Raw genomic sequence first — 24,913 nt, 5'->3', positions numbered from 1 at the left:
GGCGGCGGTACAGGTGAACCGGAGCTGAAATCCTCCCCTGTTTACACGAATTTCCTGTAGGTTCTGTACTCTAGTGCAATTGCCGCATACAAGCGGCGTTCCGTCGTGCATCGTCGCGTCTGTTCGCCGAAACGGGAATGCATCAGCGAACAGACGCGGCGGGAACGAGGATATATGCAGGACGTCGAGGAACTTGACGCGGAAAACCACATGAACCGCGGCCTGAAAAACCGCCACGTGCAGTTCATCGCCATCGGAGGCACCATAGGAACGGGCCTGTTCCTCGGCTCGGGCAAATCGATCTCGCTCACCGGCCCGAGCATCGTATTCGTATACATCGCCGTCGGCATCATCATGTTCCTGCTAATGCGCGCCATCGGCGAGATGATGTACCGCGACCCAAGCCAGCACACGTTCATCAACTTCATCACCCGGTATCTCGGCCGCGGCTGGGGGCATTTCGCCGGCTGGACGTACTGGATCGTGCTGATACTGATCGGCATGAGCGAAATCACCGCCGTATCCACATATTTCGTCACGTTCTTCAACACGTTCGGCATGGACCTCAGCCATTGGAAATGGCTGATCGAACTGTGCTTCCTCGTCGCGCTCGCCGGCATCAACCTCATCGCTGTCAAGGTGTTCGGCGAGGCCGAATTCTGGTTCTCGATGATCAAGATCACGCTGATCTGCGGCATGATCGCCACCGCCGTCGTCATGCTCGTCATCGGATACCATTACCCGGCCGTGCAGATCACCGGCTCCGACCACATCAGCCCCGCCGGCCAGGTGAGCCTCGCCAACATCACCGACGGGTTTTCGTTGGCACCGAACGGCTGGCTCGCGCTGCTCATGAGCTTCCAGATGGTGTTCTTCGCCTACCAGATGATCGAATTCATCGGCGTGACCGTCTCCGAGACCGAGAATCCGCGCAAGGTGCTGCCCAAGGCCATCAACGAGATCATTCTGCGCGTGCTGATCTTCTACGTCGGCGCGCTCGTGGCGATCATGGTGATCGTGCCGTGGCGTAATTTCCAGCCGAATTCCGACGGATCGTTCGCCTCGCCGTTCATCATGGTGTTCAAATACGCCGGTCTTGACTGGGCCGCCGCGCTCGTGTTCTTCGTCGTCATCACGGCCGCGTCGTCGGCGTTGAATTCGCTGCTGTATTCCGCCGGACGTCATCTTTACCAGCTGGCGCAGGATTCGCCGTCGCCTGCGATGCAACGTCTTGGTGAGGTCTCCGACCGTCAGGTCCCGGCCCGCGCGATCCTCGTCTCGGCCGCGATGATTCTGCTGTCCCCGATCATCAACGCCATTCCATCGATGTCGAGCGCGTTCGTGCTGTTCTCGTCGGCGTCGTCGGCGGTCATCATATTCATTTATGTGCTGACGATGATTGCGCATCGTCGTTATCGCGTTTCCGGCGATTTCATCGCCGACGGATACGTCATGCCCGCGTGGAAGATCACGAATACGTTGGCCATAATATTCTTCGTTTTCGTATATTGCACGTTGTTCATTTCCTCCGATACGCGCGGGCCCGCAATCGCCGGCCTCGTATGGCTGGCCGTGTTCGGCGGGTTCTGCCTGTGGCGGCAGCGGATGGAGGACCGTGACCTTAAGCGTGCCATCAATTCATGAATCGTTAGATATCGACGTTGTTAGCGCTAAAAACAGACGTATCTCGCGATTCGTGAATTAAAAAATCACCGCCGAGATCGCCGTCAACGAAATCAGCGAGAACAACGTCGATACCAATACCATTCCCACCGCGTATTCCGGCATATTCTTGCTGCGCCCGGAGAACATCGCGATCGTCGTCATCGTGGGCAGGCCCGAAATCAGCGCCATCATCTGAATCATCTCATGCGTCAGCGGCAGCCCCGTCACACCGGCGAACCAATCCATCAATACGGCGAAACCAACCGGGAACAGCAGCATTTTAATGACCATGCCGACGTATAATTCGTATTTTTTGAAAATGCCCCACCATTTCGTCAACGCGAACAACCCGCCCAAATAAAACAGCGACAGCGGCGTCGACATCTGGCCAATCGTATGCAGCGGCGCCAATATCATGGCCGGAATCCGCACGCCGGCGCCGATGATCGCCAACGCGATGATAATGCCGATGAACGCCGGATTGGCGAACCGACGAAGAAAACCGATGATACGGCGTGAGGGCGGGACGGCGGGGACGCTCCCGGTACCCGTTTTCGCGTCGCGCACCGGTTCGCACAGCCACACGCCGTACGACCACAGCAGCGCCTGATCCACCAACGACATCAGCACGATGAAAATCGCGCCGTCCTTGGGGAATAATGCCATAACGAGCGGTATGCCGATGAATCCCGCGTTGCCGAACATGAACCCGGCCTGGAACAAATGGCTGCGACTGCCGTGCAGCCGCAATACCCACGCCGCGACCGCGACCGTCGCGGCCAGTAGCGCGTACATAATCCCCGTTAAGAGGATGATTCCCCAATTGCGAACGATGTCGGCGCGTGTGGTGCCGGCCACCGCGTTGCTGAACACCAGCACGGGAATCAGTATTTTCGTGAGCAGCATGCACATGCCATCGAGTGTCTTCATGCCATAAAACCGCAGGCGTACGCAACCGTACCCAACCATCATCATGATGAAAAACCCGACGATTTGGCCGACGACGATTTCGAACTGTGACATTGCGCTCCCTTCGCCCATCGGGGATGATACTCAGGGGCGTTGAATTCACGAATCGCGAGATATCCCCATTGTGAGCGCTAAATTCGAGGGTATCTTGCGATTCATGAATCAGGTCGGCATATTTTCCTCCGTCGATCCGCCAATTTTTCCAGCGGCGTATACGAAATCCGTTTCCCCATCGCCTCCGAAATCCTCGCCATCAGATTCGCGGTATGCGCATTATCGGATAGATCCAGCTGCGTAATACTGAAGAAATGCCAACGCCGCGCCGTTACGGCCTCGCGTTTCCATTCGTCGCGCCGCCACTGAAACATATCGGTGCGATGATGGTCGCCGTTGTATTCCAACCCGACGCGATGTTCGGGCCAGGCCATATCCAACGTGACCGGCGCCCCATTCGGAAACGTCAGGTCAGGGAATACGTAATTGATTTTCGGCTGGTCCAGGCCGTATTGCAGCGTTTTCAGCCGCAATTCGCATTCTTTCGCGGAATCGGCGCCCGGACGGGCCAATAACAGCGCCCGCCGGCATTGCCGTTTTCCGGGGAATTTGCCGATGCCGGTGATATAAACCGCAAGATCGTCGAGTGTGAGATATGTGTTCCGTAATATCGCTTCCGCCAGTATTATCGACGTTTCCAGATTGGCGTATTTCGCTAGTTGGGCCCATGCCACCTCGGGGCGTACGGCGGTTATTTGCGGTGTTATATATACGATGTCGGCGTCGTTCAACGCCGACCACGTATGCACGTGCACGCCGGCGAATTTCGAGCGGCGCATATGGCTTTTGGGAACGGAGGCGTGCAGCGGTGCCGGTTGCAGCGACGTTTTCGACGGCAGTTCGATGCGTTCGAGCGCCAGGGCGGTGGTGTGGCTGTAGGGTATGTCCAGATTGTGGTTCAGGCACAACCGTGCCGTGGCGGCGTATGTTTCGCTCAGCGAGCGTGCGGTGATTGGCGCGATGCTCATTTCGGTCCTTTCTGGTGGTGTGCATCGAACGATATCGGAGGTGCGCGGCGCAAGGTGAGGGAAAATGAAAATGTTGACGGATGTGGATTTGTGGTTTTCGCGTGGTACGAATTCACGAATTGCGAGATATACCCATTGTGAGCGCTAAAATCGAGGGTATTTTGCGATTCGTGAATGGAAAATATGCTAAAATATCCACGGACAGCGCTGTTCGCGCTCACAGGGAATCGAGGAGGATTAATGAGTCTTATCCGTAAAATAGCGGCGGCCGGCGCCACGGCGGCGTCGCTGCTCGCGTTGTGCGTGGGCGCATCGCCGGCAATGGCTGCCGAACCGGCGTCGCCGACGCTGCTGGCCAGCTGGGATTTCACCGGCAAGAACGGTGATGCCGGCAAGATCGCCGATTCGACCGGAAAATACGATATGACGCTTAATGGCGGCGCCAAGGTCGAACAGTACGGCGACCGCAACAACAACGAGTCCCTGTCGCTGCGAGGCAACGGCCAATACGCGCAGATCGACGACCAGCTGTTCAAGGACGCCGGCGACTCGTTCACCATGGAATTCGCGACGAAGACCCGCCACGACGACAGCGGCAAGTTCTTCTCGTTCATCGTCGGCAAGGACGGCTCGAACGATACGAATACGAACGATCAGGCGAACGCCAACAAGTACCTGATGTTCTACAACAGCAAGACCGCGGTCAAAGGCGTCATCTCCGACAACAACTGGGGTAACGAGCAAGGCGCCAAAGTCAACGTCGCCAACAACGACAATGCGTGGCATGAGTTCAAGATCGTCGTCGACGGCACGAAACTGGCCGTGTTCCGCGACGGCGCGTTGATCATCTTCAAGGCGGATACCGGCATCACGATGAGCGATCTCGGCGCGACCACCACGTACATCGGCAAGTCGTTCTATAACGGCGACGAATATTGGAACGGCGCGATCGACGACATCAAGGTGTACAAGGGCGCCGAACTGACCGAGCCGGAATCCGTCGCGATCTCCGGCACCGGCGTGGCCGACGGCAAGCTCACGTTGATCGAGAAGGCGACGGCCAAGCTCACCGCCACCGTCAAGCCCGACGATGCCGTAAGCAAGGACGTCAAGTGGGAATCTTCCAATGACAAGGTCGCCAAGGTGTCCGACGACGGCACCGTGACCGCCGTCGCCAAGGGCGAGGCCGTGATCACCGCCACGACCGATCTGGGTGCCAAGCGCGATTCGATCACCGTGACCGTGAACCCGATGAACGCGAAGGACGCGGCGACGGCCGACGTCGATGCCGCCATCGCCGCGCTGAAGAAGACCACGGCCGAGAACCTGCCGCTCGTGGCCGAAGGCACGCAGAACGGTTCGGCGATTACGTGGGAGTCCTCCGACCCGAAGCTCGTCACCGGCACCGACGCCGCATACAAGGCGCCGGCGAACGGCATGGCCGACCCGTACAAGGGCGCCGGCATCGTGACCCGCCCGGCCTACGGCGACGGCGACTCCAAGCCCGTGAAGCTCACCGCCACCGCCAGCTACAAAGGCGGCGAGAAGGTGACGAAGACCGTGGACGTCGTGGTGAAGGAGAAGACGCGTTCCGTGCCCGACGGCGCATACGCGGCCGTGACGTTCCTTTCCGATGATGCCACCACCGACGGCAAGGTCGGCGAGGCGTTGTACGAATCCGCCACCGACGGCAATAATTTCTTCTCGTTCAAGGAGATCAACAAGTCCAATCCGGTGATCGTGTCGAACACCGACACGAAGGGCCTGCGCGACCCGTATGTGCTCAAGTCCAAGGACGGCGACAAGTTCTACATGATCGCCACCGACCTCAAGGTTTCCTCGCAGGGCTGGGGGCAGAACCAGCAGTACGGCTCCCTCAAGCTTGAGGCATGGGAGTCCACCGACATGGTGAACTGGACCCGCACCAACGCCGAGGACGGCGACACCGGCATCAAGGTCAACGCCGACAACATGGGCATGACCTGGGCGCCGGAGGCCTTCTGGAGCGATGAGCTCAACTCCTACGTGGTGTTCTGGTCGTCCCGTGAATACACCGACGCCACCCGTAAGACCGCGGTGAAGAGCTCGAAGACCAACGGTGCGTACAACATCCTCGTGATGGCCACCACCCGCGACTTCAAGACCTTCACCCCGGCGCAGAAGTGGCAGGACACCCAGTACTCGCGCATCGACTCCACCGTGTTCAAGATCGGCGACACCTACTACCGTCTGACCAAGAACGAGGAAAGCGGCAAGGCCGGCGACTACATCACCACCGGCAAGTCCACGTTCCTGGAGCGTTCGAAGTGCCTCACCTGCACCACCACCTCGGCCGATCCGAACGCCGACATCACCAAGACGTGGCAGCTCGTGGACCAGAACATCCTGCCGTTCGAGGGGCCTGAATCCATCAAGCTCAACGCCGGCGACCCGAACCAGAACGACAAGGGTGACGCCATGATCATCATGGCCGATTCCGGCGGCTACAAGCCGTACATGACCTCGGAATCCGCGCTCGCCGCATCCAGCTGGACGAACCGTCTTTCGGCCACCAGCGGTTGGGGGACCGAGAAGCAGTGGGGGCCGAACGTCACCGGCAAGGTGACCCCGACCAACATGCCGACCCCGACCCGACACGGCGCGTTCGTGAACGTGTCCGCCGCCATCGCGGAGAACATGCACAAGTGGACCACCGACAACCCGACCACGCTGCCGGCGGTGGACTCCACCACGACCGCCTCCGCATGGGACGTCAAGACCCGTGAGATCACCGCCACCGTGGCCGCCGCCGACAAGGGCACGGTCGCCGGCAACGTGACATTCTCGGCCGGCGACTGGAAGCAGACCGTGAAGCTCTCCGCCGACGGCAAGGCCTCCGTGAAGGTTCCGGGCAATGTCTCCGGCACCGTGAAGGTGGCCTACGACGGCTACACCGACAAGCTCGTCAACCCCTCCGAGACCGAGGTCAAGGATGTGACGGCCAGCCCGTACGGCATCAAGGACCTCGCCAAGGTGACCGCGGTGTACGCCGACAACGGCGCGACCGTGAAGGGCTTCGACTACGCGACCGACAAGGCCGTGGAGATCGAGAAGGGCAGGACCGTGAAGCTGCAGGGCGTGCCGGCCGACGGTTGGGACGTCAAGGAGGCCAAGACCGACGCCGGCCAGGTGTTCACCGTGACCAGCCCCGATGGCGCGTTCCAGAAGGTCTACACCTTCCAGTTCAAGACCACCGGCGGCGGCAACCCCGGTGGAGAAGGCGGCAACACCGGCACAAGCGTGAAGTACGACGCGCTCAACACCCAGATTGCCCGTGCCGATAAGCTCAACCACGCCGATTACACGCCAGCATCCTGGGACAACGTGCAGAAGGCGCTGGCTGCGGCCCGAAACGCATTGGGCTCGAAGGACCAGAACGAGGTCAACAAGGCCGCGCAGGATCTGAAGACCGCAATCGACGGCCTTAAGCCGGCGACGACCTCCACGCCGAAGCCGGGCGCTGGTTCCGGCGCTGGCAACGGCGCTGGCAACGGTGCAGGCGCGAGCACGCCGAGCGGCGACAAGACCAGCGCGGACCAGTACGGCGGCAACGAGCAGAAGCCGACCAAGCTGAGCCGTACGGGCGCCGCGGTCGGTGCCGTGGCCTTCGTGGCGCTCGCGCTCGCCGGCGCGGGTGCCGTGGCGCTGCTGCGTCGTCGCCGCGCGTGATGCGCGTGCGGCGCTACGCATGAAGCGCAGCGTACGGCAGACGTCCGTGTTCATGTGAAGCATGCGGCCTTCCTCCTTGTTGGGGAAGGCCGCATCATGTTTCTTCGGCTGGAGTCGTGCTCTCGCATCTTGCCGGTGGAAGAGATGCGAGGCGCGCCCCTGGTCGAGGGGAGATTCCCCGGATGTCCTGATATTTTCTGGTTCCCTATCTTTTCTTTCTTGGTTTCCTTCTTTCCCCTTCTCTTCTTCCTTTTTCTTCTTTCCTGGTTTTCTTCTTTCCTGGTTCCCCTCCTTCTTGGTTCCCTTCCTGGTTTCTTGGTTCCCTCCCCGCGCCATTCGGGTATTCCCCTATTCTCCCGGTGCCGCCCCACGTAGATTCCGTATTTTTTGCGACACGGCTTGTGGGAGCCTTAACATCTGGTACACTGAAAACGTGCTTGTTAACCTTCACAAAGCAGTGTTCACAAAGCAGTATCCACAAAGCGGTGTGGAAGCCGTTTTGTGAAGTACGACGAGTGCGATAAGCAATGAATCGTCAACGGATGGTGCCGCCGGCAAGATCTGCCGGAGGCGTCGCCCGTAACGGTAACGAAGGCTATCGACGGCGGAGGCAGTGATGCATCCGGTCGGACCGAAGAGAGCCGAATCATTGCTTGAAGCCGATAGGACATTGTTGCGGGCAAGAGTGTTCTTCCCGCCCGATCATCGAAGGAGCTGCGACCGCCTCTCTTTTTCATTTCCCCTTTAGAAACCCCAGCTACGCGGCCAGAGAACCATATTCAAGCCTCTTTTCAGGTTCTCTCGGTCGCGTAGTTTGGTTTTGGGACTATGAGATAAAACTGATTGTTGCCGATAACCGCAAACGGGTACGCATTCTGGCCTGTAACCCTATGAATCCCTCTTTCTGTGGTGGAAAGCCGACCGTGGATTCCCGCCAGACCGCGACGCCGCCATAATCCCTCTTTCCATGGCGGAAAGACGCCATGGAATCGTGCGCAAGTGAGTCGGTCCATCCCGTGACGGAAAACGTTGACATGGGGGCGTCATGTGGCCGACCTGCCGCATCCGTGGTAGATGCCGCCGTGGCAGAGGCGATGGAATCCGCTATTTTTCAATGTTCGGCGATATGCCTGATGGTGAGGGTCTGGTACGGGGTGGAATGGTTGTTATTCATGATGCACGGTGACGCAATTTCGTGGTGTGGAATGACGAAAGCTTGTCTTGACGGTTTCCGTACCACGGAATGTGGCAGGGGCTTGCGATGTTGTGGATTCCCGTATTCGGTGCCAGATTCTTTGCGTTGGTCATGGCCGAATTCCTATCGTGCAATGGCCATCGGGCCCGATGATGAGGAGGGCCGCGCCCGTCCAACGTGCCTTTGACGGCATCCGCGCTCCACGGTGCAGCCGTGAGGAGGTTGCTCGGCTGCGGTCGGGTCAGGGGTGCGGCGTGCGGTGGATTGTGGCAGGTGGTTTTGGTGCGGTCTCGTGGAATCCTGATGCGGGGTAGGGATTGCACCGGGGTGAGCGGTCACAGTATACTTGTGAGAGTTCACATCATGAATGGGTGTCAGATACCGAAAACGTGGGACTACGTAGTCCGGCGATGACGGTGGCAGAACGCGTGAGCGACGTGAACACAGCCAACAACAACGAGGTAGGGCAAGCCAATCGGCTGCTGTGAGGAGCTACGTCAATCCGATTCGTCGTCGAATATCCTGCGTTTTCATAACGAATCGTCGGATTTATATAACAAAACGATAACGAATCGATAACGACGTAGAGCGGCGGAGTGGTGCCATATTTCTGGGAGGAAGGATTCTCGGTGAGGAGAGCCAGACAACTTGCGGCGTGGTTCGTCGCATTATCGACGCTGGGCGTGGGGCTTACGTTGCCACCCGTAGCGTCGGCCGAGGACGGGGATTCGTCGGCGTCCGTCATCAATACGGCCGAAACGACGTCGTCGAACATTGCGGCGATGAACACGACGAAGGCGGCCGCGGATCCGATAGCCAGCTTCGATTTCAACGACGAACCCGTTGACGGTGCATTCGTCGCCGCGAAGAGCGGGGCCAAGGCCGCGGTCAACGGCACCGCGAAACTTGTTGCCGGCAAGGATGCCGCCAGCGGCCAGGCCGCGCAATTGGGCAGCGGATTCTGGATGCACGTGACGAAGGCCGACGGCAGTGCATTGCTCGCCGGACTGAACGACATCACCATCTCCTACGATTCCAAGGCAGCCAAGGCGGCCGGCGAATGGACGGTATTCGCGGCACCGAACGCGAACCAGGTGAACGGCAACGCGCCGACCTATCTCGGCGTGCTCGACCGCACCGACAAGACCCGTGTCGAACGCTATCTCAACGGACGTGACTCCGACGCCGCCACCATCGACCAGAACGTCGGCACGAAGGACGCGTGGAAGCACGTGGACATCGCGATCTCCGGAAAGACGGCGAAACTCTACGTCGATAAGAAATTCGTGGCGAGCAACGTGAACGGCAAGGAACTCGCCGAAATCCTCGGCGGTTCCGGCGGCGTGCTGCAGATCGGCAAAGGCAACTGGGGCAACGGTGAATACTTCACCGGTTTGCTCGACAATCTGAAGATTTATGGCTCCGCGCTTTCCGCCGCCGATCTCGGCGTCGCCACGCCGACCAAGCTGCATATCGGCGGCAACGGCGTGACGGACGACGGCACGCTCAGCCTCAAGGAAGGCTCCTCCGTCGCATTGTCGACGACCGTGGAACCCAGCAGCGCCGACCCCACGGTGACTTGGGAATCGAACAATCCCGCCGTGGCGACGGTCTCCGCCACCGGCAAAGTGACCGGCGTGAAGGCCGGCACCGTCACCATCACCGCCACCAGCGAGGCCGCGCCGAATGTGAAGACCGAACTGAAGGTCACGGTCACACAGGTCAAGGCCGATGACGCCTACGGTTACGTGATGGTCCACTTCATGGAAAACCGCGGTGGATATTCCGAGAAAATCTATCTTGACATCTCCCGTGGCGACGACGCCACGCAATGGGACCAGCTCAACGGCGGCGAACCGATTCTGACGAACAACGAATCCACGACCGGCGTACGCGATCCGTTCATCGCCTACAATCCCGAGTCGAAGACCTATTACGTTCTCGCCACCGATCTGCGTGTATTTGGCGGCGACAACGCCGGATGGGGAACCTGGTCCACGAACTACAGCACCAAGCTGCACGTATGGTCCTCGAAGGATCTCATCCACTTCAGCGACATGAACGAGCTGGAGACCGCTACCGCCGACAAGTACACCGACAAGCCGGTCAAAACACAGACGCTCAACGACTCGGTGACCGGCAAGAAGATCACCGACATCGGTATGGCGTGGGCGCCCGAAGCCACATGGGTGCCGAACTTCTACGATCTGAACGACGACGGCATCGCCAACGGTTCCGATGCCGACAAGCCGGCCAACGAAAAGGGCGGCGCATTCGTCATGTACTGGTCCGTCTCGGCCAAATACGAGGGCGAGAACAATCGTCCCGGCGAAAAGGTGACGCACGTGCTGTGGGCCGCGACCAAGGACTTCACCAACGCCACCTACATGTTCGGCGGCGTGTACGTGCCCAACAGCAAGTACAACACCGGCAACACCATCGACACCACGATGCTGCAGAACGATGGCCGCACCTACCGCACCACCGGCTCGGGCGTCATCTTCATGGAATACACCGACCGTGCCGACTGGTGGCGCGCCAACGACAAGGGCCAGTACGCCACCGACCCGGCCGAAGGCTGGGTGCTGCGTCAGACCAACATCGGCCACACGCTCGGTTCCTCTCAGGAGGGCGCCAACGGCTTCAAGGTCAACGGGCAGAACAAGTGGTACATGTTCGTCGACAACTACGGTTCCGTCGCCGCCGGCGCACGCTACGGCTACAACCTGTTGGAATCCGACGACCTCGACGCAGCCGACGGGAACGCGTGGAGCGTGCTCAAGGCCGACGACTACTTCCTCACCGCCAACACCAAGCACGGCGGCGTCGTCTCCCTGACCAAGGCCCAGTATGACGCCATCCGCGCCGCCGACGCCAAGGCCACTGACAACAAGGGCCTCAAGGCCGCCGACGTCAGCGTGAAGAAGAACGCCTCCGACGACGACGTGCAGGCGGCCCTGCCGGCCACCCAGAATGTCACGCTCGCCAACGGCCACGGCACCGCGGAACGCGACGTCACGTGGGATGTCTCCGGCGTGGACACCGCCAAGCCCGGCGAATACACCGTCACCGGCACGGTCGACACCATCGGTGCGAACAAGAACCACTGGAAGTGGACGAACGCCGCCGGCGAGGCCAAGACCGACATGGACGATCTCGGCAACGCCGCCGGTGCCAACAACAGCTGGAAGCAGACCGGCGGATTCGTCGACAACGCCACCGCGGCCAAGAACCGCCCGCTGTACAGTTCCACCGCCATCACCGTCACCGCCAAGGTGAAGGTCTCTGACGACGGTGCCGTGACGCCTGATCCCGACAAGCCGACGCCGGACCCGGAGCCTAGCGAACCGGGCGACAAGCCCAGCGATAAGCCGACGACGGAGCCCAGCGATAAGCCGGGCAACGGCAACGACTCGGGTTCGGCGGTCAAGCCGGGCGGTGGTTCCGACGGCTCCGCTGCCGGGGCTGACGGTTCCACCAATGCGAAGTACGGCGGCGACGAGCGGCGATCCGGCTCGTTGAGCAAGACCGGCGTGGCTGTGGGTGCCGTTGCATTCGTGGTCGTCGCGCTCTCCGGCGTGGGCGTCGCGCTTACGCTGCGTCGTCGCCACGTCTGACGGCGGTCGCGTAGGTCGGCGGTCGCGTGGCATGCCTGACGGTCGTGCCGGATGGCCGTATCTCCCGCCGGTTGTGCGGTGGGGTGCGGCGTCCGGCAGCCGCGCGGCATGGAACACGTCGTATGCGCATATACGCATACGGTATGCGCCTATACGCACGCAAGCGCCTGTGCCGCGCCAGACCCGGTCAGGCCCAACCCCACCCCCGTACGTGTTGGACTTGGCGTTGCGTGTTGGGACGCGAAAAACACAAACGTTGGTATTCCAACGTTTGCGTTCCCATCACGTAGGCCGAAGTCCAGCACCAAATGCGCATTCATCACCCAACGTTATTCATAACTCAATATCGCAATCACAACCCATATCGATCAGAGGAGGATCATGGGGAACTGGAAGAAAATGGTGGCGGCCATGGCGGCCCTGCCAATGGCGTTCGCGGGCCTGGCGATAGGTGCCGGCACCGCGGCGGCGGCCGATGCCGACGCAGTGCCGTTGGCGAGTTTCAATTTCAATAATGACGATGGTTTCACGGGGAACGGTGCCGTTGCCGCCAAGCAGGGGAACGTCGCTCTCGCCGACGGCAACGACGGCACCAAAGCCGCCAAGCTCGGCTCCGGCGCATGGCTGAACATCACCAAGGACGACGGTACATCGCTGCTCAAGGGACTGGACGATGTGACCATCAGCTATGATCGCAGAGCCGATACCAGCGGCAACACCGGATGGACGGTGTTCGCGGCCTCAAACAACGCCGCGCAAACCTACGGCAACGAGCATTACCTCGGTTTCCTCGATAAAATCGACGGCCTGACCGTGGAACGGTACAACAACTCCGGCAAGCGCGTCAGCGACGGCAACCTCACCAACAAAGCGAGCCGTGCAGGCTGGAACCATGTGGAACTCACCGTATCCGGCAAGGACGCCACGCTGAAGGTGGACGGCACCGAAGTCGCTACGAACACGGCCGGACCCGCGCTCACCGACATCCTCGGCGACAAGGGAGGCGTGCTGCAGATCGGCAAGGCGAACTGGGGCAATGGCGAATACTTCTCCGGACTGATTGACAATCTCACGATTTCGACCACCGCGCAGGGTGCCGCGCAGCAGGCCGCGGCATTCCTTGATTTCGGCATCAAAGGCGATGTGACCGGCGACGTCACGCTGCCGGTCAACGGTCTACACGGCGCGACGGTGACGTGGGCCTCCGATAACGAAGCCGTCATCAATCCGAACACCGGCAAGGTGACGCCGGCCGCCGCGGACACGTCCGTGAAGCTCACCGCCACCGTGACCGTGAACGGCGCGACCGCTACCAGAACGTTCACGCTGACCGTGCCTGCCGCAATCACCGATTCGGCGCAGGTGGCCGACAAACTGCTCGTGAACTACCAGCTGACCGACGGCGTGAAGCTGCCGACCAGCCTGTACGGCGCGACCATCGCGTGGTCTACGGCGGGCGACGGCGCGAAACTCGTTGCCGCCAACGGAACCGTCACCGGCGCGGACGGCGACGAAGCCAAGACGGTCGACCTCACCGCCACCATCACGTTCAACGGCAAGACCGCCACGAAGACCTTCAAGGCCGTGCGCGTGATGCCGAAGAACGCCCAGACGCTCGCCTCGTACACACGCGACCACTCCATCAACGGTGGCGCGCGAGTGGGCGACGCACTGCATCTGGCGCTCGGCGGCGGCGGCAAGTTCACCGCACTCAACACCGACTACGGCGTGGCGTTCGCCGAAGCGAAGATCACCGTCGGTGCAAACAACAACAAGGGGTACCCGACGCAGGCCACCGATATTCGCGGCCTTATCGACCCGTATCTGTTCCAGATGAAGGACGGCAAGTATGCGTATGTCGCCGCATTCACCGATGTGAACGGCAACCGCGTGGACGGCGGTCAGATCGCGTTCTCCACATCCGACGATCTGATGGAATGGTCCGGCAAGCCGAATGAGGACGAGCGCGGCGACATGGTCACCGTGACCGACGACACCACCGTATTCGATGCGGGCTCGATCGCTGCCGGTTACGATGCGTCCGCCGACGATTATCGAATCTCGTGGCAGTCCAACGGCGTCGCCAAATACGTGACGACCAAGGATTTCAAGACGTTCTCCGACGTGCGGAACGGCACCGGATTCGCGCGTACGGCCGCCGACCTCTCCGGTGTGGCGAACGCGGTGAGCTCCAACACGATGATGGTGACCAAGGCCGTCGCCGCCAACCTGACCGAGCGTCTCGGCCGCGTGCATAACACCGGCGTCGAACAGCCGACCAAGATCACCGTGAAGAAGGGCTCCAGTGTCGACGAACTCAAGCAGCAGATCGTCGGTGGCGTTGAACAGAAGGACGGCACGCTCTCCAAGGGCAAGACACTCAAGGCCGAATACTCCGACGGTTCCACCTTCGACTTCCGCGTGAACTGGAACGAGGATCAGCTCAAGAACCTGAACACCGACGAGGTCGGCAAGACGACCATCGAAGGCACCGCCAACCAGCAGAACTACTCCGAACAGTTCCCGATGATGAGCAACCGTGCCGACCCGAACATCGTGTACTACAAGGGCAAGTATTACGCGATGGGCACCTCCGACACCGGCGGCATGCACACGCTGTTCATCCGTTCCTCCGATACGCTCGCCGGATTGAAGGACCAGAAGGCCGGCGTCACGGCCGACGGCGGCTACAAGGTCGAAGGACAGGACGTCTACCTGTTTGGAGACAACGACGGTCTCGGGCACAAGGGCTACCATTGGGCGCCGGAACTGCACGTGATCAATGGCAAGCTGTACTGCTTCTACGCCACCGTGCCCGACAAGGCCTACGGCGGCCCGAACTGGGTGGGCACCGCACCCGTTGCGTATGTGATGGAACTCAAGGACGGGGGAGACCCGACCAAGACCGCCGACTGGATCGAGCATCGCGTGCAGCGTCAGCTCGTCGACGGCAGCCTCGACAACCTCTCCAACCTTGGTCTGACCATCGACATGACCTACTTCGAGGTCGACGGCAAGGCATATATCGCATGGAGCCAGGGCGACGAGGAGCGCGCCGGCGCCAAGGCCAACGTGTCCATCGCCCAGGTCGACCCCGACAAGCCGTGGGTCGCGCTCACCACGCCGCAGCGCATCATGCGTCCCGAATGGGGCTGGGAGCTTGACGGCGTGAACGAAGGCCCGAACGTGCTCGTCTCCGGCGGCAAGGTGTACATGGTGTTCTCCGCGCAGCTGGTCACGCCGCAGTACGCCACCGGCATGTTGATCGCGAACGTCGGCGACGACCTCACCAAGGCGTCGAGCTGGACGAAGTCCAACTATCCGTGGCTGCACAACGGCACGTTCGCCGGCCAGTACGGTCTCGGACACAACTCCTACTTCGCCGACCCGTACGGCGACGTATACAACGTGTACCATGCCATGACCAACGCGACCCGCAATACGAACCGTCACGCCGGTGTCGTGCCCGTGCACTTCCGCGCCGATGGCACGCCGATCATCGACATGACCACCACCGAGGAGCTGCAGAAGGAGTTCGCCGCCGCGAACTATGTGAAGCTCACCGTCGAAGTCGTCGATGATTTGTCGTCCAATGCGAATCTTGATTCGCTGACCGTCGCCGGCATCGCGATCGACGATCTCGACAAGGCCGCGTCCAAGGACGGCGTGACCGTCAAGGTGGACGATCCGGATGCCGTGAAGTCCACCGACGTGGTCGCCAAGGTCGCGGATGGTAATGCCACGAGGAAGGTGACTGTCGAGAACCGTGTGGTCAAGGTCAAGGTCACCGCGCAGGACGGCACCACGAAGACCTATACGGTCACGTTGGAGGCCAAGGACGGCGGCACGACGACCGACAAGCCCGATAAGTCCGAGCTGCAAAGGCTTTACGATGCGGTGAAGGACTATCGTGCCGCCGACTACAAGGCCGGTTGGGATGCGTTCGTCGCCGCTCGTGATGCGGCCGCGAAGGTGCTGGCCGATGCCGCGGCCTCGCAGGATGACGTGAACGGCGCGCTCGATGCGTTGGACGCGGCGGTTGCCGGACTGAAGAAGGCCGATGGCAACGGCGTTGCGGTGACGCCGAAGCCGGATCCCGAACCGAGCGACAAGCCGGGTAGCGGTAGTGGCAACGGTTCCGGGAACGGCGGCGTTTCGGGCAATGGTGCCGGCGGTGCTGGCGCCGGCGGTGCTGATGCCGACGCAAACGGCGCCCAGTACGGCGGCAATGAGCAGAAGTCCGGTTCGCTGAGCAAGACCGGTGCCGCCGTGGGCGCGGTGGCCCTGGTTGCGCTCGCGCTCGCCGGTGCGGGCGTGGCGCTCTCGCTGCGTAGGCGCCGTTCCTGACCGCGCCCGGCCTAAGCCCCCCGCGACTGACGGTCTCGCCGTTCCGGTGGCCGCGCGGCACGGGACGTGCCATATGCATATGCGCACGCCTGTGCCGCGCCGGGTCCCGGATCCGCCAACCCGTGTTGCGTGCCGGACTTTCCGTTGCGTGCCGGACTTTGCCTTGCGTGTTGGACTTTTGCTTGCGTGATGGGAACAGAAACGTTGGAATTCCAATGTTGGTGTTTTTGACGTTCCATCACGTAGCGGCAAGTCCATCACGTAGCGGTGAGTCCGGCACGTAGGGACGGATGATGTACGGGGCCGGGCTGCCGGAACGGAGCGGCCGTGGTGCGGGCTCCGTCCACGACCGGATGCGTCATGCCCCGGCCGAACGTCGTATCCATAACTGAATATCGCAATCACAACCCATATCGTTCAGAGGAGAATCATGGGGAACTGGAAAAAGGCGATGGCCATCATCGCCACCGTGCCGATGCTGATGACCTTGGCGCCGGCGGCCAATGCGGCCGACGCGCCTACACAACCGGCCACGCAAACGGCGGCCGCGCAACAGGCGCTACAGGCCGCGGTCGCGCAAACAACCACCGCGGCAACATCAACCGCCGCGGCCAAAGCGGCCAAAGCGGCCGAAGGCCCAAGCGATCTGGCGAACTACACCAACGACGCCAATCTGATCGCCGACTACAATTTCAACGACGTCAAGGCCGACCAGACCGGAACGCTGACCGACGCCACGAAGGAAGTCAAGGCCACCATCAACGGCAAGGCCGCCGTCACGACCAATGCCACCGATAAGTCCACCGCGCTCACACTGGGTGCCGGAAACTGGCTGAATCTCACCAACGCCGACGGGTCCGCAGTGCTTGGCGGCAGGCACGCCGTCACCATCTCCTATGATTCCCAAGCCAACCAGACCACCGCAGGATGGTCGGTCTTCGCCGCGCCGAACGCCACAGCGCAAACCTATGGCAAGGAACATTATCTCGGCGTGATGGACCAGACCGGCAAGATCACCGCGGAACGCTACAACAACACCTCCGGCCGCAACTCCGACGCCAACGTCTCCGGAACGTCGAACGCGAACTGGAAGCATGTGGATATCGTCGTCGCCGACGAATTCTCCGCGCTCTACGTCGACGGCAAACAGCAGGCCGTCTCCACCAAGACCAGCGGCGCCACACTGCCCGCAATCCTCGGCGACAACGGCGGCGTCCTGCAGATCGGCAAAGGCAATTGGGTGAACGGCGAATACTTCACCGGCGCCATCGACAATCTGAAGATCTATGACGCCACCGACGCCGCCGTGACCGACGTGCTCAACAACCTCACCATCGCAGACACCGCCACCAAGGACTTCACGGTTCCGGTGGCGTCCAACGGCGTCGCGATCGCATGGACGTCCGACAACGCCGCCATCACCATCGACGCCAAAACCGGCAAGGCCACGGTGAAACGTCCGGCAGCCAATGCGGCATCCGACGTCAAGGTGACGCTCACCGCCAGCCCCAACAAGGCCGAAGACTACACGTTCACCGTCACCGTGCCGCGCGAGGAATCCAACGATGTCAAGGCGCAGGCCGATCTGGCCGCCATCGACCTCGGCTCCCTGACCGATGTGCGAAGCGACATCACCCTCCCGACGACCGGCGAAAAGTACGGCAGCGACATCGTATGGACGTCCTCCGCCCCGACGGTCATCTCCGACACCGTTTCCGACAAGGGCGCCGCCCCCGGCGTCGTCACCCGCAACAAGGACGGCGACAAGATCGTCGTGCTCACCGCCCGCGTCAAGGGCAGCGAACTGACCCGCCGGTTCGTGGCCACGGTGAAGCAGGCCCCCGCCAAGGCCGCCTCCGAAGCCACGGAAGACTACCTGTTCGCCCACTTCACCGGCACCGAAGGCCGCACCACCGACGAACAGATCTACTTCGCCACCAGCAAGGACGGCTCCAAGTGGATCGACACCCACACCAACGGCAACCCCGTGCTCACGTGGGATAAGAGCCAGACCGGCAACAGCCGCGGCAAGGACGACGGCGTGCGTGACCCGTACCTCGTGCGCTCCCCCGAAGGCGACACCGTGTACCTGATCGCCACCGAGCTGAGCATCCACAACCGCGGCGGATGGGGCGCGGCGGCCGCCACCAGCACCGGCAGCCCGAATCTCATCGTCTGGGAGTCGCATGACATGGTGACGTGGTCGCAGCCGCGTGCCGTCGACGTGGCCTCCAAGATCCCCGACGCCGGCATGGCCTGGGCTCCGGAAGCCTACTGGGACAACGACAAGCAGCAGTACATGGTCTACTGGGCCACCGCCTCCGACGCCAGCAACGAGTCCGGCGACCATACGAACATGTACTACTCCACCACGCGTGACTTCGTCCACTTCTCCGATCCGGTCAAGTGGATCGACCGCACGCTGTCCGTCATCGACACCACGATGATCAAGGCCGACGACGGCTACTACTACCGCGTTTCCGGCGACACCTACCTCGGCATCGAACGTTCGAAGAACCCGTACGCCACCACCACGACCACCGGCGGCAGCCTCACGTCCATGGACGGCTATTACAACACCGGTGACGACCCCGACCAGTGGACGCTCGTCGGCACGTTCGGCGACCTGACCGGCACCGGACTGACCGGTCGCCAGCTCGAAGGCCCCGAACTGTTCTTCTACAGCACCGACGACATCCAGACGAACGCGGCCGGCAAGAAGATGAAGTACGGTCTCATGTGGGACCAGTATTCGTCCGGCAAGGGTTACACCCCGTATCGTTCCGCCGACCTTGGCAGCACCGACAAGAACGACTGGGGCTTCGCGTCCGACGTCAACTTCGGTTCGTTGAAGAAGCGTCACGGCACAATCCTGCCCATCACCGCCGCCGAATATCAGGCCATCATGGACACGTACAACGGCAAGGACGACGTGACCAACAACTATGCCACCACCGCCGCCGACAAGCGTTCGCTTACCGTGCTCGACGCCAATGACCGCGCCGCTTCCGAGGCGACGATCGCCGTGGGGGAGAACGCCACGTTCACCGCCGTGGCCAACGATCCCGATGATGCGCTCACGTCGGTCAAGTGGGAGGTCAAGGATGCGAGCAAGGTCGAGATGGCCGTGCAGAACGCCAAATCCCGTTCCGTGAAGACCAACGAGGCCACGTTCACCGGCAAGCAGGTCGGCACGACGACGGTGACGGCGACCAGCACCGAGGATCCGTCTCTGACGGCGACGTTCACGATTCACGTGGTCAAGGCCGATCTGGATTATTCGAAGCTCCAGGCGGCGATTGACGCGGCCGGCACGAAGAAGGAAGCCGATTACACGGCGGATTCGTGGAATACGTTCGCCGCCGCATTGGGTGCCGCCCGTGCCATGCTGACCAACGACAACGCTACGCAAAAGGATGTCAACGCCGCGGCATCGGCGCTTGTTTCGGCCACGGAGGCGCTGAAGGCCAAGCCCTCGACGCCGGTGGAGCCCGGCGGCAAGCCCTCCGAAGGTGACGGCAACGGCGGCAAGACCGATGCCACCGGCAAGGCCGACGCCCAGTCGGAGTCCGCCGGCAGCAACACCTCCATGTTGAGCAGGACAGGCGTGGCCGTGGGCGCGGTGGCCCTGGTTGCGGTCGCGCTCGCCGGTGCGGGCGTGGCGCTCGAGCTGCGTAGGCGCCGTTCCTGACCGCGCCCGACCTAAGCCCCTAAGCCCGCACCTTGCGTGCCGGACTTTGCCTTGCGTGTTGGACTTGGCGTTGCGTGAGGGGACGCGAAAATCGCGAACGTTGGAATTGCAGCGTTCCTGTTCCCGTCACGTAAGCCAAAGTCCAGCACGCAACGTGCATTACATACACACAACACACAACACAACACAAACAGAGGAGAATCATGGGATTCTGGAGAAGAACCATAGGGTTCACGGTCGGAGCGGCGACGCTTGCGGCCGGCCTGCTGGTGCCGATGACGGCATCGGCCGCGGATGCCATCGCGCAGCCGCTCATCCACTACTCGTTCAATACCGCGCCCAGCGGCGCGACCATCGCCAACGAAGGCACCGCCGCCGCCTCCGACGCCACGCTGTCCGGCAGCGGCGCGAGCGTCGCCGACGGGCAGATCACTCTGAACGGCTCGCAGACCATCAGCGTGCCGACCACCGCACTCGCCAACCAGAAGGACGTCACCGTCTCCATCTGGCTGAAGAACAACTTCGGCAACGGCAATACGGCCGCCACATACATCGGAGCGCCGCAGACCAGCGGATCAAGCTACCCGACGAAGGGCTACTGGCTGCTTAACCCCGCCAATCCGAACGGATACACGAAATCCGTGATGACCACCGCCACGGCGGCCAATCCGAACGGCAACCCGTGGGGCACCGAGGTCGGTCCGGGCGCCACGAACGCCGACACGACCGGCGTCAAGGCCACCGACGACATGGCCCTGTACACCACCGTCATCAACGGCACCGACGGCACGATGACCTTCTATCGCGACGGTCAGAAGGTCGGCAACGACACGTATGCGATTCCGTCCGGCGGATTGACCGCATACGGCGACCTCGTCGCCTACATCGCCAAGTCGGCATACCCCGACGCCAACTCCAAGCTCGTCGTGGACGATTACGCCATCTACAACAACGCCCTGAGCGCCGACGACGTCGCAGCCCTGTACACGTCTGGCGCGTTCGAGCAGGCCGTCAACGCCGTGAGCCTGCCCAAGACCGCCACCGTCGATTTCGCCCTGCCCGCCACCGCCGGCAAGGCCGCCGTGTCGTGGGTCGTGAAGTCCGGCAGCGCCATCACCATCGACGGCGGCGCCGCCAAGGTGAACCGCGCGGCCGCCGACGCCGGCAACGGCGAGGTCACACTCACCGCCACATTCACCATCGACGGGCAGACGCAGACCCGCGACTACACGGTGACGGTTGCCGACTCGCAGGCCACGCTCGACGATCTCGCCAAGAACTATGATCTGGGGCTTTCCGCCGCGGCCGCCGACTTCACGTTGCCGACCGAGGACTCCGGCGCGAAGATCACATGGCAGGTCGTCGACGGCGCGAACGCCATCGCCATCGACGGCGATACCGCCAGGATCACCCGCGCCAAGGATGACGTGACCGCCAAACTCAAGGCCACGTTCACCGTCGATGCCAAGACCAGCAGCAAGACCTTCGACGTCCGTGTGATCGGCGAAGGTGGCCATCTGGCCGTCTATCCGCGCGGCACCGACACCGCCACCAAGGAGAACTCGCGCTCGCAGGCCGTGAACCTCGCCGCGGCCGACAAGGCCGACGGCACGTTCACGCCGCTGAACAACGGCCAGCCGGTCGTCTATCCGCAGTACGACAACAAGACGTACGCCCGCATGGCAAGTGTGCTCACGTTCCGCATGGCCGACGGCAGCGTCGGCATCCTCGGAGAGGACGCCAACAAGCCGTCGAACTGGATGTGGTTCTTCACCACCAAGGACTTCATCCATTTCGACACGTCCGCCGCCAAGTTCTCCACCGGCCTGACCGGATCGCCGCGCCCGCTCAACGTGACCTACGACAACGTCTCCAAGCTGTATACGCTGACGTATCGTGACACGGTCGGCGGCAAGACCTACACGACGACCACGAAGGACTTCCTCGCCGGATCGTATTCCACGGCGAAGGAGACGACGGCCACGCCGGCCGCGGCAACGGTCAAGGGATTGCAGGACGATGCGATGAACCCGACGACGCTGGCCGTCTCCGCCAAGGACTACGACGCCGTCGTCAAGCATTACTCGCGTGTCGTCAACACGACCGTCACGCTCACCAGGGACGGCGCCAAGAAGGATTCCGCCACCGTCAAGGCCGGCGCCTCCGCCGACGACGTCAAGGCCGCGCTCGACGGCGTCAAGGCGACCGCCGCCTACACCGACGGTTCCACCAAGAGCTTCAACGTGAACTGGAACGCCGACGACGTCAAGGCCGTCGACACGTCGAAGAAGGGCAGGAAGTACACCATCACGGGCACCGTGAACCAGCCGACGTACAATTCACCGCTTGTGCGCGAACGCGCGGACCCCGACATGACGTACGTTCCCGAGACCGGCGAATACTACCTGACCGGCTCCTACCCGATGTGCAACAACAACGACCCGCAGGGCTATGACCGCGTCGTGCTGCGTCACGCCAAGACCATCAACGGTCTGACCACCGAACAGGACAAGGACGCCGATTACGACGGCCACGACTGCAAGGTAGCCGACAACGAGACGACGATCTGGGACGAGGCCGACTCCAGCTTCGGACGCTACATCTGGGCGCCGGAACTTGAGAAGATCGGCGACAGCTACTACATCCTGTTCACCGCGTCCCTGACCGACAACGACAAGGGCGTGTGGAACATCCGGCCGGTCATGCTGAAGTTCACCGGCGATCTCAAGGCCGGCGATTCGCTGACCGACAAGACCAAGTGGACGCTGCTCGGCCGGGTCAAGGCCGCAGACGGCGACAACATCGCCTTCAGCGGATTCTCGCTCGACATGACCCACTTCACCGCCAACGGCAAGGATTACCTCGCATGGGCGCAGACCGCCGGCGTGGGTGATTCGTCGATTCTCGTCGGCCAGATCGACCCGAACGACCCGACGCAGCTGATCTCGCACGAGGTGGTGCTCACCAAGCCCGAATACGTGTGGGAGAAGCAGAACCAGACCGGTGGCGACACCCGTGTGAACGAGGGGCCGGCCGTCATCAAGCATGACGGCAAGGTGTACCTGTTCTTCTCCAACGCGGCCGTGGACACCAGCTACTGCCTCTCCTATCTGACGATTGACGAGGACGGCGACATCCTCAACCCGGACGCCTGGTACAAGAACAAGTATCCGATGCTGGGCGCCAGCGACTTCACCGACCGCATGGGCACCGGGCACAATTCGTTCTCCGTCGACGAGAACGGCAATCCGGTAATCGTGTACCATGCGCGTCTCAACGCCGAGCCGGTGGACGGTTCCAGCGGGAACCAGCTGATCAACGGCGGACTGTGGGATCCGCGTCGTCACGCGTTCATCAAGACCGTGCACTTCGCCGCCGACGGCACCCCGGTGCTCAACCAGACCGCCGGCGAGGAGCTGAAGGACGCGAACAAGACGGTGACGTTCACCATCACCGTGGAGGACGATACGGTCACGGTGAACAAGGCTGATCTGCAGAAGGCCTACGATGCGGTGAAGGACTATCGTGCCGCCGACTACAAGGCCGGTTGGAATGCGTTCGTCGCCGCTCGTGATGCGGCCGCGAAGGTGCTGGCCGATGCCGCGGCCTCGCAGGATGACGTGAATGGCGCGCTCGATGCGTTGGACGCGGCGGTTTCCGGACTGAAGAAGGCCGATGGCAACGGCGGTGCGGTGACGCCGAAGCCGGATCCCGAGCCGAGCGACAAGCCGGGTAGCGGCAGTGGCAACGGTTCCGGTGGTTCCGGGAACGGTGGCGTTTCGGGCAATGGTGCCGGCGGTGCTGATGCCAACGCAAACGGCAACGCCGGTGGCGCGGACGCAAACGGCGACCAGTACGGCGGCAATGAGCAGAAGTCCGGTTCGCTGAGCAAGACCGGCGTGGCCGTGGGCGCGGTGGCTTTGGCGGCGGTCGCGCTCGCCGGTGCGGGCGTGGCGTTCACGCTGCGCCGTCGTCGCGTGTAGCGATTCCGTAGCGGCCCTCGCGGCGCGGGTGGTGCGGTGAATGCCGCGCTCCCGCGCCGCGTCGGGTTTGGCCGGCTGCTGGGATGCTCCATGTGATTGGCTCCCCTCAGGTTTGAGGGGAGCTGGCGGCCGTGGGCCGTCTGAGGGGAGTCGTGGTGAACCGCACCCCGCCTTGCGTGCTGGACTTGCCGCCGCGTGCTGGACTCGACACTGCGTGTTGGATTTCGGCCTACGTGATGGGAACAAAAACGTTGAAATTCCAACGTTGGTGTTTTTCGTGTCCCGGCACGTATCGGCAAGTCCAACACGGAAGGTGTGACAGGGCAAATCCAGCGTGAACCTAACGGAATCTGTATGACGAAACGCTGCCCATAAGACGAAGCACTGCCTGCGGGTGGCATTGTTCGGTGCTTGGCGGTAGAATGATTGGAACCCTTGTGAAGGCTCACACGCAATGTTGTAATGCGAGCCCCGCAAGGTCGAGAAAAATGCCAACAACGGCAGACGGGACGCGGAGGCCCTCGTCTGCAATCACATACATAAATTAAAAAAATAAGGCTCTTCGGGTGTTTGTGTGGGTGTGGATCACTGGTCCGGCCTGCTGGTTATTGGCGTCCGGGGAGTTGTAGGTCGAGTCCTCCGCATTTGAGCATGACGAGGCTGATGAGGTTGTCGAGGTTGCGGTAGCCGTAGCCGATCTTGATGGTGGTCTTGAT

General features: G+C 61.9%; 8 protein-coding genes. 6 read left to right on the top strand and 2 right to left on the bottom strand.

Annotation, left to right across the window (positions count from 1 at the left end):
* Positions 1–174: 174 nt before the first annotated feature.
* Entirely contained in the window at positions 175–1,644 is a 1,470-nt protein-coding gene (locus DF200_RS09070) for an amino acid permease (RefSeq protein WP_109137954.1), read from the top strand.
* A 57-nt stretch (positions 1,645–1,701) separates the two neighbouring features.
* Here DF200_RS09070 and DF200_RS09065 read toward each other — a convergent pair whose 3' ends face one another.
* Positions 1,702–2,688, bottom strand: a complete 987-nt coding sequence (locus DF200_RS09065; RefSeq protein ID WP_109137953.1) for an AEC family transporter — start codon at positions 2,686–2,688, stop codon at positions 1,702–1,704.
* Positions 2,689–2,789: 101 nt separating this feature from the next.
* Positions 2,790–3,656, bottom strand: a complete 867-nt coding sequence (locus tag DF200_RS09060) for a putative endonuclease domain-containing protein (protein ID WP_109137952.1) — start codon at positions 3,654–3,656, stop codon at positions 2,790–2,792.
* Positions 3,657–3,896: 240 nt separating this feature from the next.
* On the opposite strand from DF200_RS09060, the gene DF200_RS09055 reads away from it, so the two are divergent.
* From DF200_RS09055 to DF200_RS09030, 5 genes are all read left to right on the top strand, one after another.
* On the top strand, positions 3,897–7,364 hold the full coding sequence (locus DF200_RS09055) for an Ig-like domain-containing protein (RefSeq protein WP_338323274.1): 3,468 nt from the start codon (positions 3,897–3,899) through the stop codon (positions 7,362–7,364).
* Positions 7,365–9,188: 1,824 nt separating this feature from the next.
* Positions 9,189–12,176 carry a LamG-like jellyroll fold domain-containing protein gene (locus tag DF200_RS09045; protein WP_109137955.1) on the top strand — a complete coding sequence of 996 codons (2,988 nt, stop codon included), beginning with the start codon at positions 9,189–9,191 and terminating at the stop codon, positions 12,174–12,176.
* A 381-nt stretch (positions 12,177–12,557) separates the two neighbouring features.
* On the top strand, positions 12,558–16,523 hold the full coding sequence (locus DF200_RS09040; RefSeq protein WP_109137951.1) for a family 43 glycosylhydrolase: 3,966 nt from the start codon (positions 12,558–12,560) through the stop codon (positions 16,521–16,523).
* Between the two features lie 430 nt (positions 16,524–16,953).
* Positions 16,954–20,214 carry an immunoglobulin-like domain-containing protein gene (locus DF200_RS09035; protein WP_109137950.1) on the top strand — a complete coding sequence of 1,087 codons (3,261 nt, stop codon included), beginning with the start codon at positions 16,954–16,956 and terminating at the stop codon, positions 20,212–20,214.
* A gap of 203 nt (positions 20,215–20,417) precedes the next feature.
* On the top strand, positions 20,418–24,197 hold the full coding sequence (locus DF200_RS09030; protein WP_109137949.1) for a family 43 glycosylhydrolase: 3,780 nt from the start codon (positions 20,418–20,420) through the stop codon (positions 24,195–24,197).
* The last annotated feature ends 716 nt before the right edge of the window (positions 24,198–24,913 follow it).

Origin of the sequence: Bifidobacterium catulorum (genome assembly GCF_003129925.1) — a bacterium.
GTDB classification, from domain to species: domain Bacteria; phylum Actinomycetota; class Actinomycetes; order Actinomycetales; family Bifidobacteriaceae; genus Galliscardovia; species Galliscardovia catulorum.
The sequence above is the reverse complement of the archived record's forward strand: the minus strand, read 5'-3'. Positions and strand labels throughout refer to the sequence as shown.

Coding starts and splice junctions, on each gene's coding strand:
- DF200_RS09070 (WP_109137954.1), top strand. CDS start 175: ATGCAGGACGTCGAGGAACTTGACGCGGAAAACCACATGAACCGCGGC.
- DF200_RS09065 (WP_109137953.1), bottom strand. CDS start 2,688: ATGTCACAGTTCGAAATCGTCGTCGGCCAAATCGTCGGGTTTTTCATC.
- DF200_RS09060 (WP_109137952.1), bottom strand. CDS start 3,656: ATGAGCATCGCGCCAATCACCGCACGCTCGCTGAGCGAAACATACGCC.
- DF200_RS09055 (WP_338323274.1), top strand. CDS start 3,897: ATGAGTCTTATCCGTAAAATAGCGGCGGCCGGCGCCACGGCGGCGTCG.
- DF200_RS09040 (WP_109137951.1), top strand. CDS start 12,558: ATGGGGAACTGGAAGAAAATGGTGGCGGCCATGGCGGCCCTGCCAATG.
- DF200_RS09035 (WP_109137950.1), top strand. CDS start 16,954: ATGGGGAACTGGAAAAAGGCGATGGCCATCATCGCCACCGTGCCGATG.
- DF200_RS09030 (WP_109137949.1), top strand. CDS start 20,418: ATGGGATTCTGGAGAAGAACCATAGGGTTCACGGTCGGAGCGGCGACG.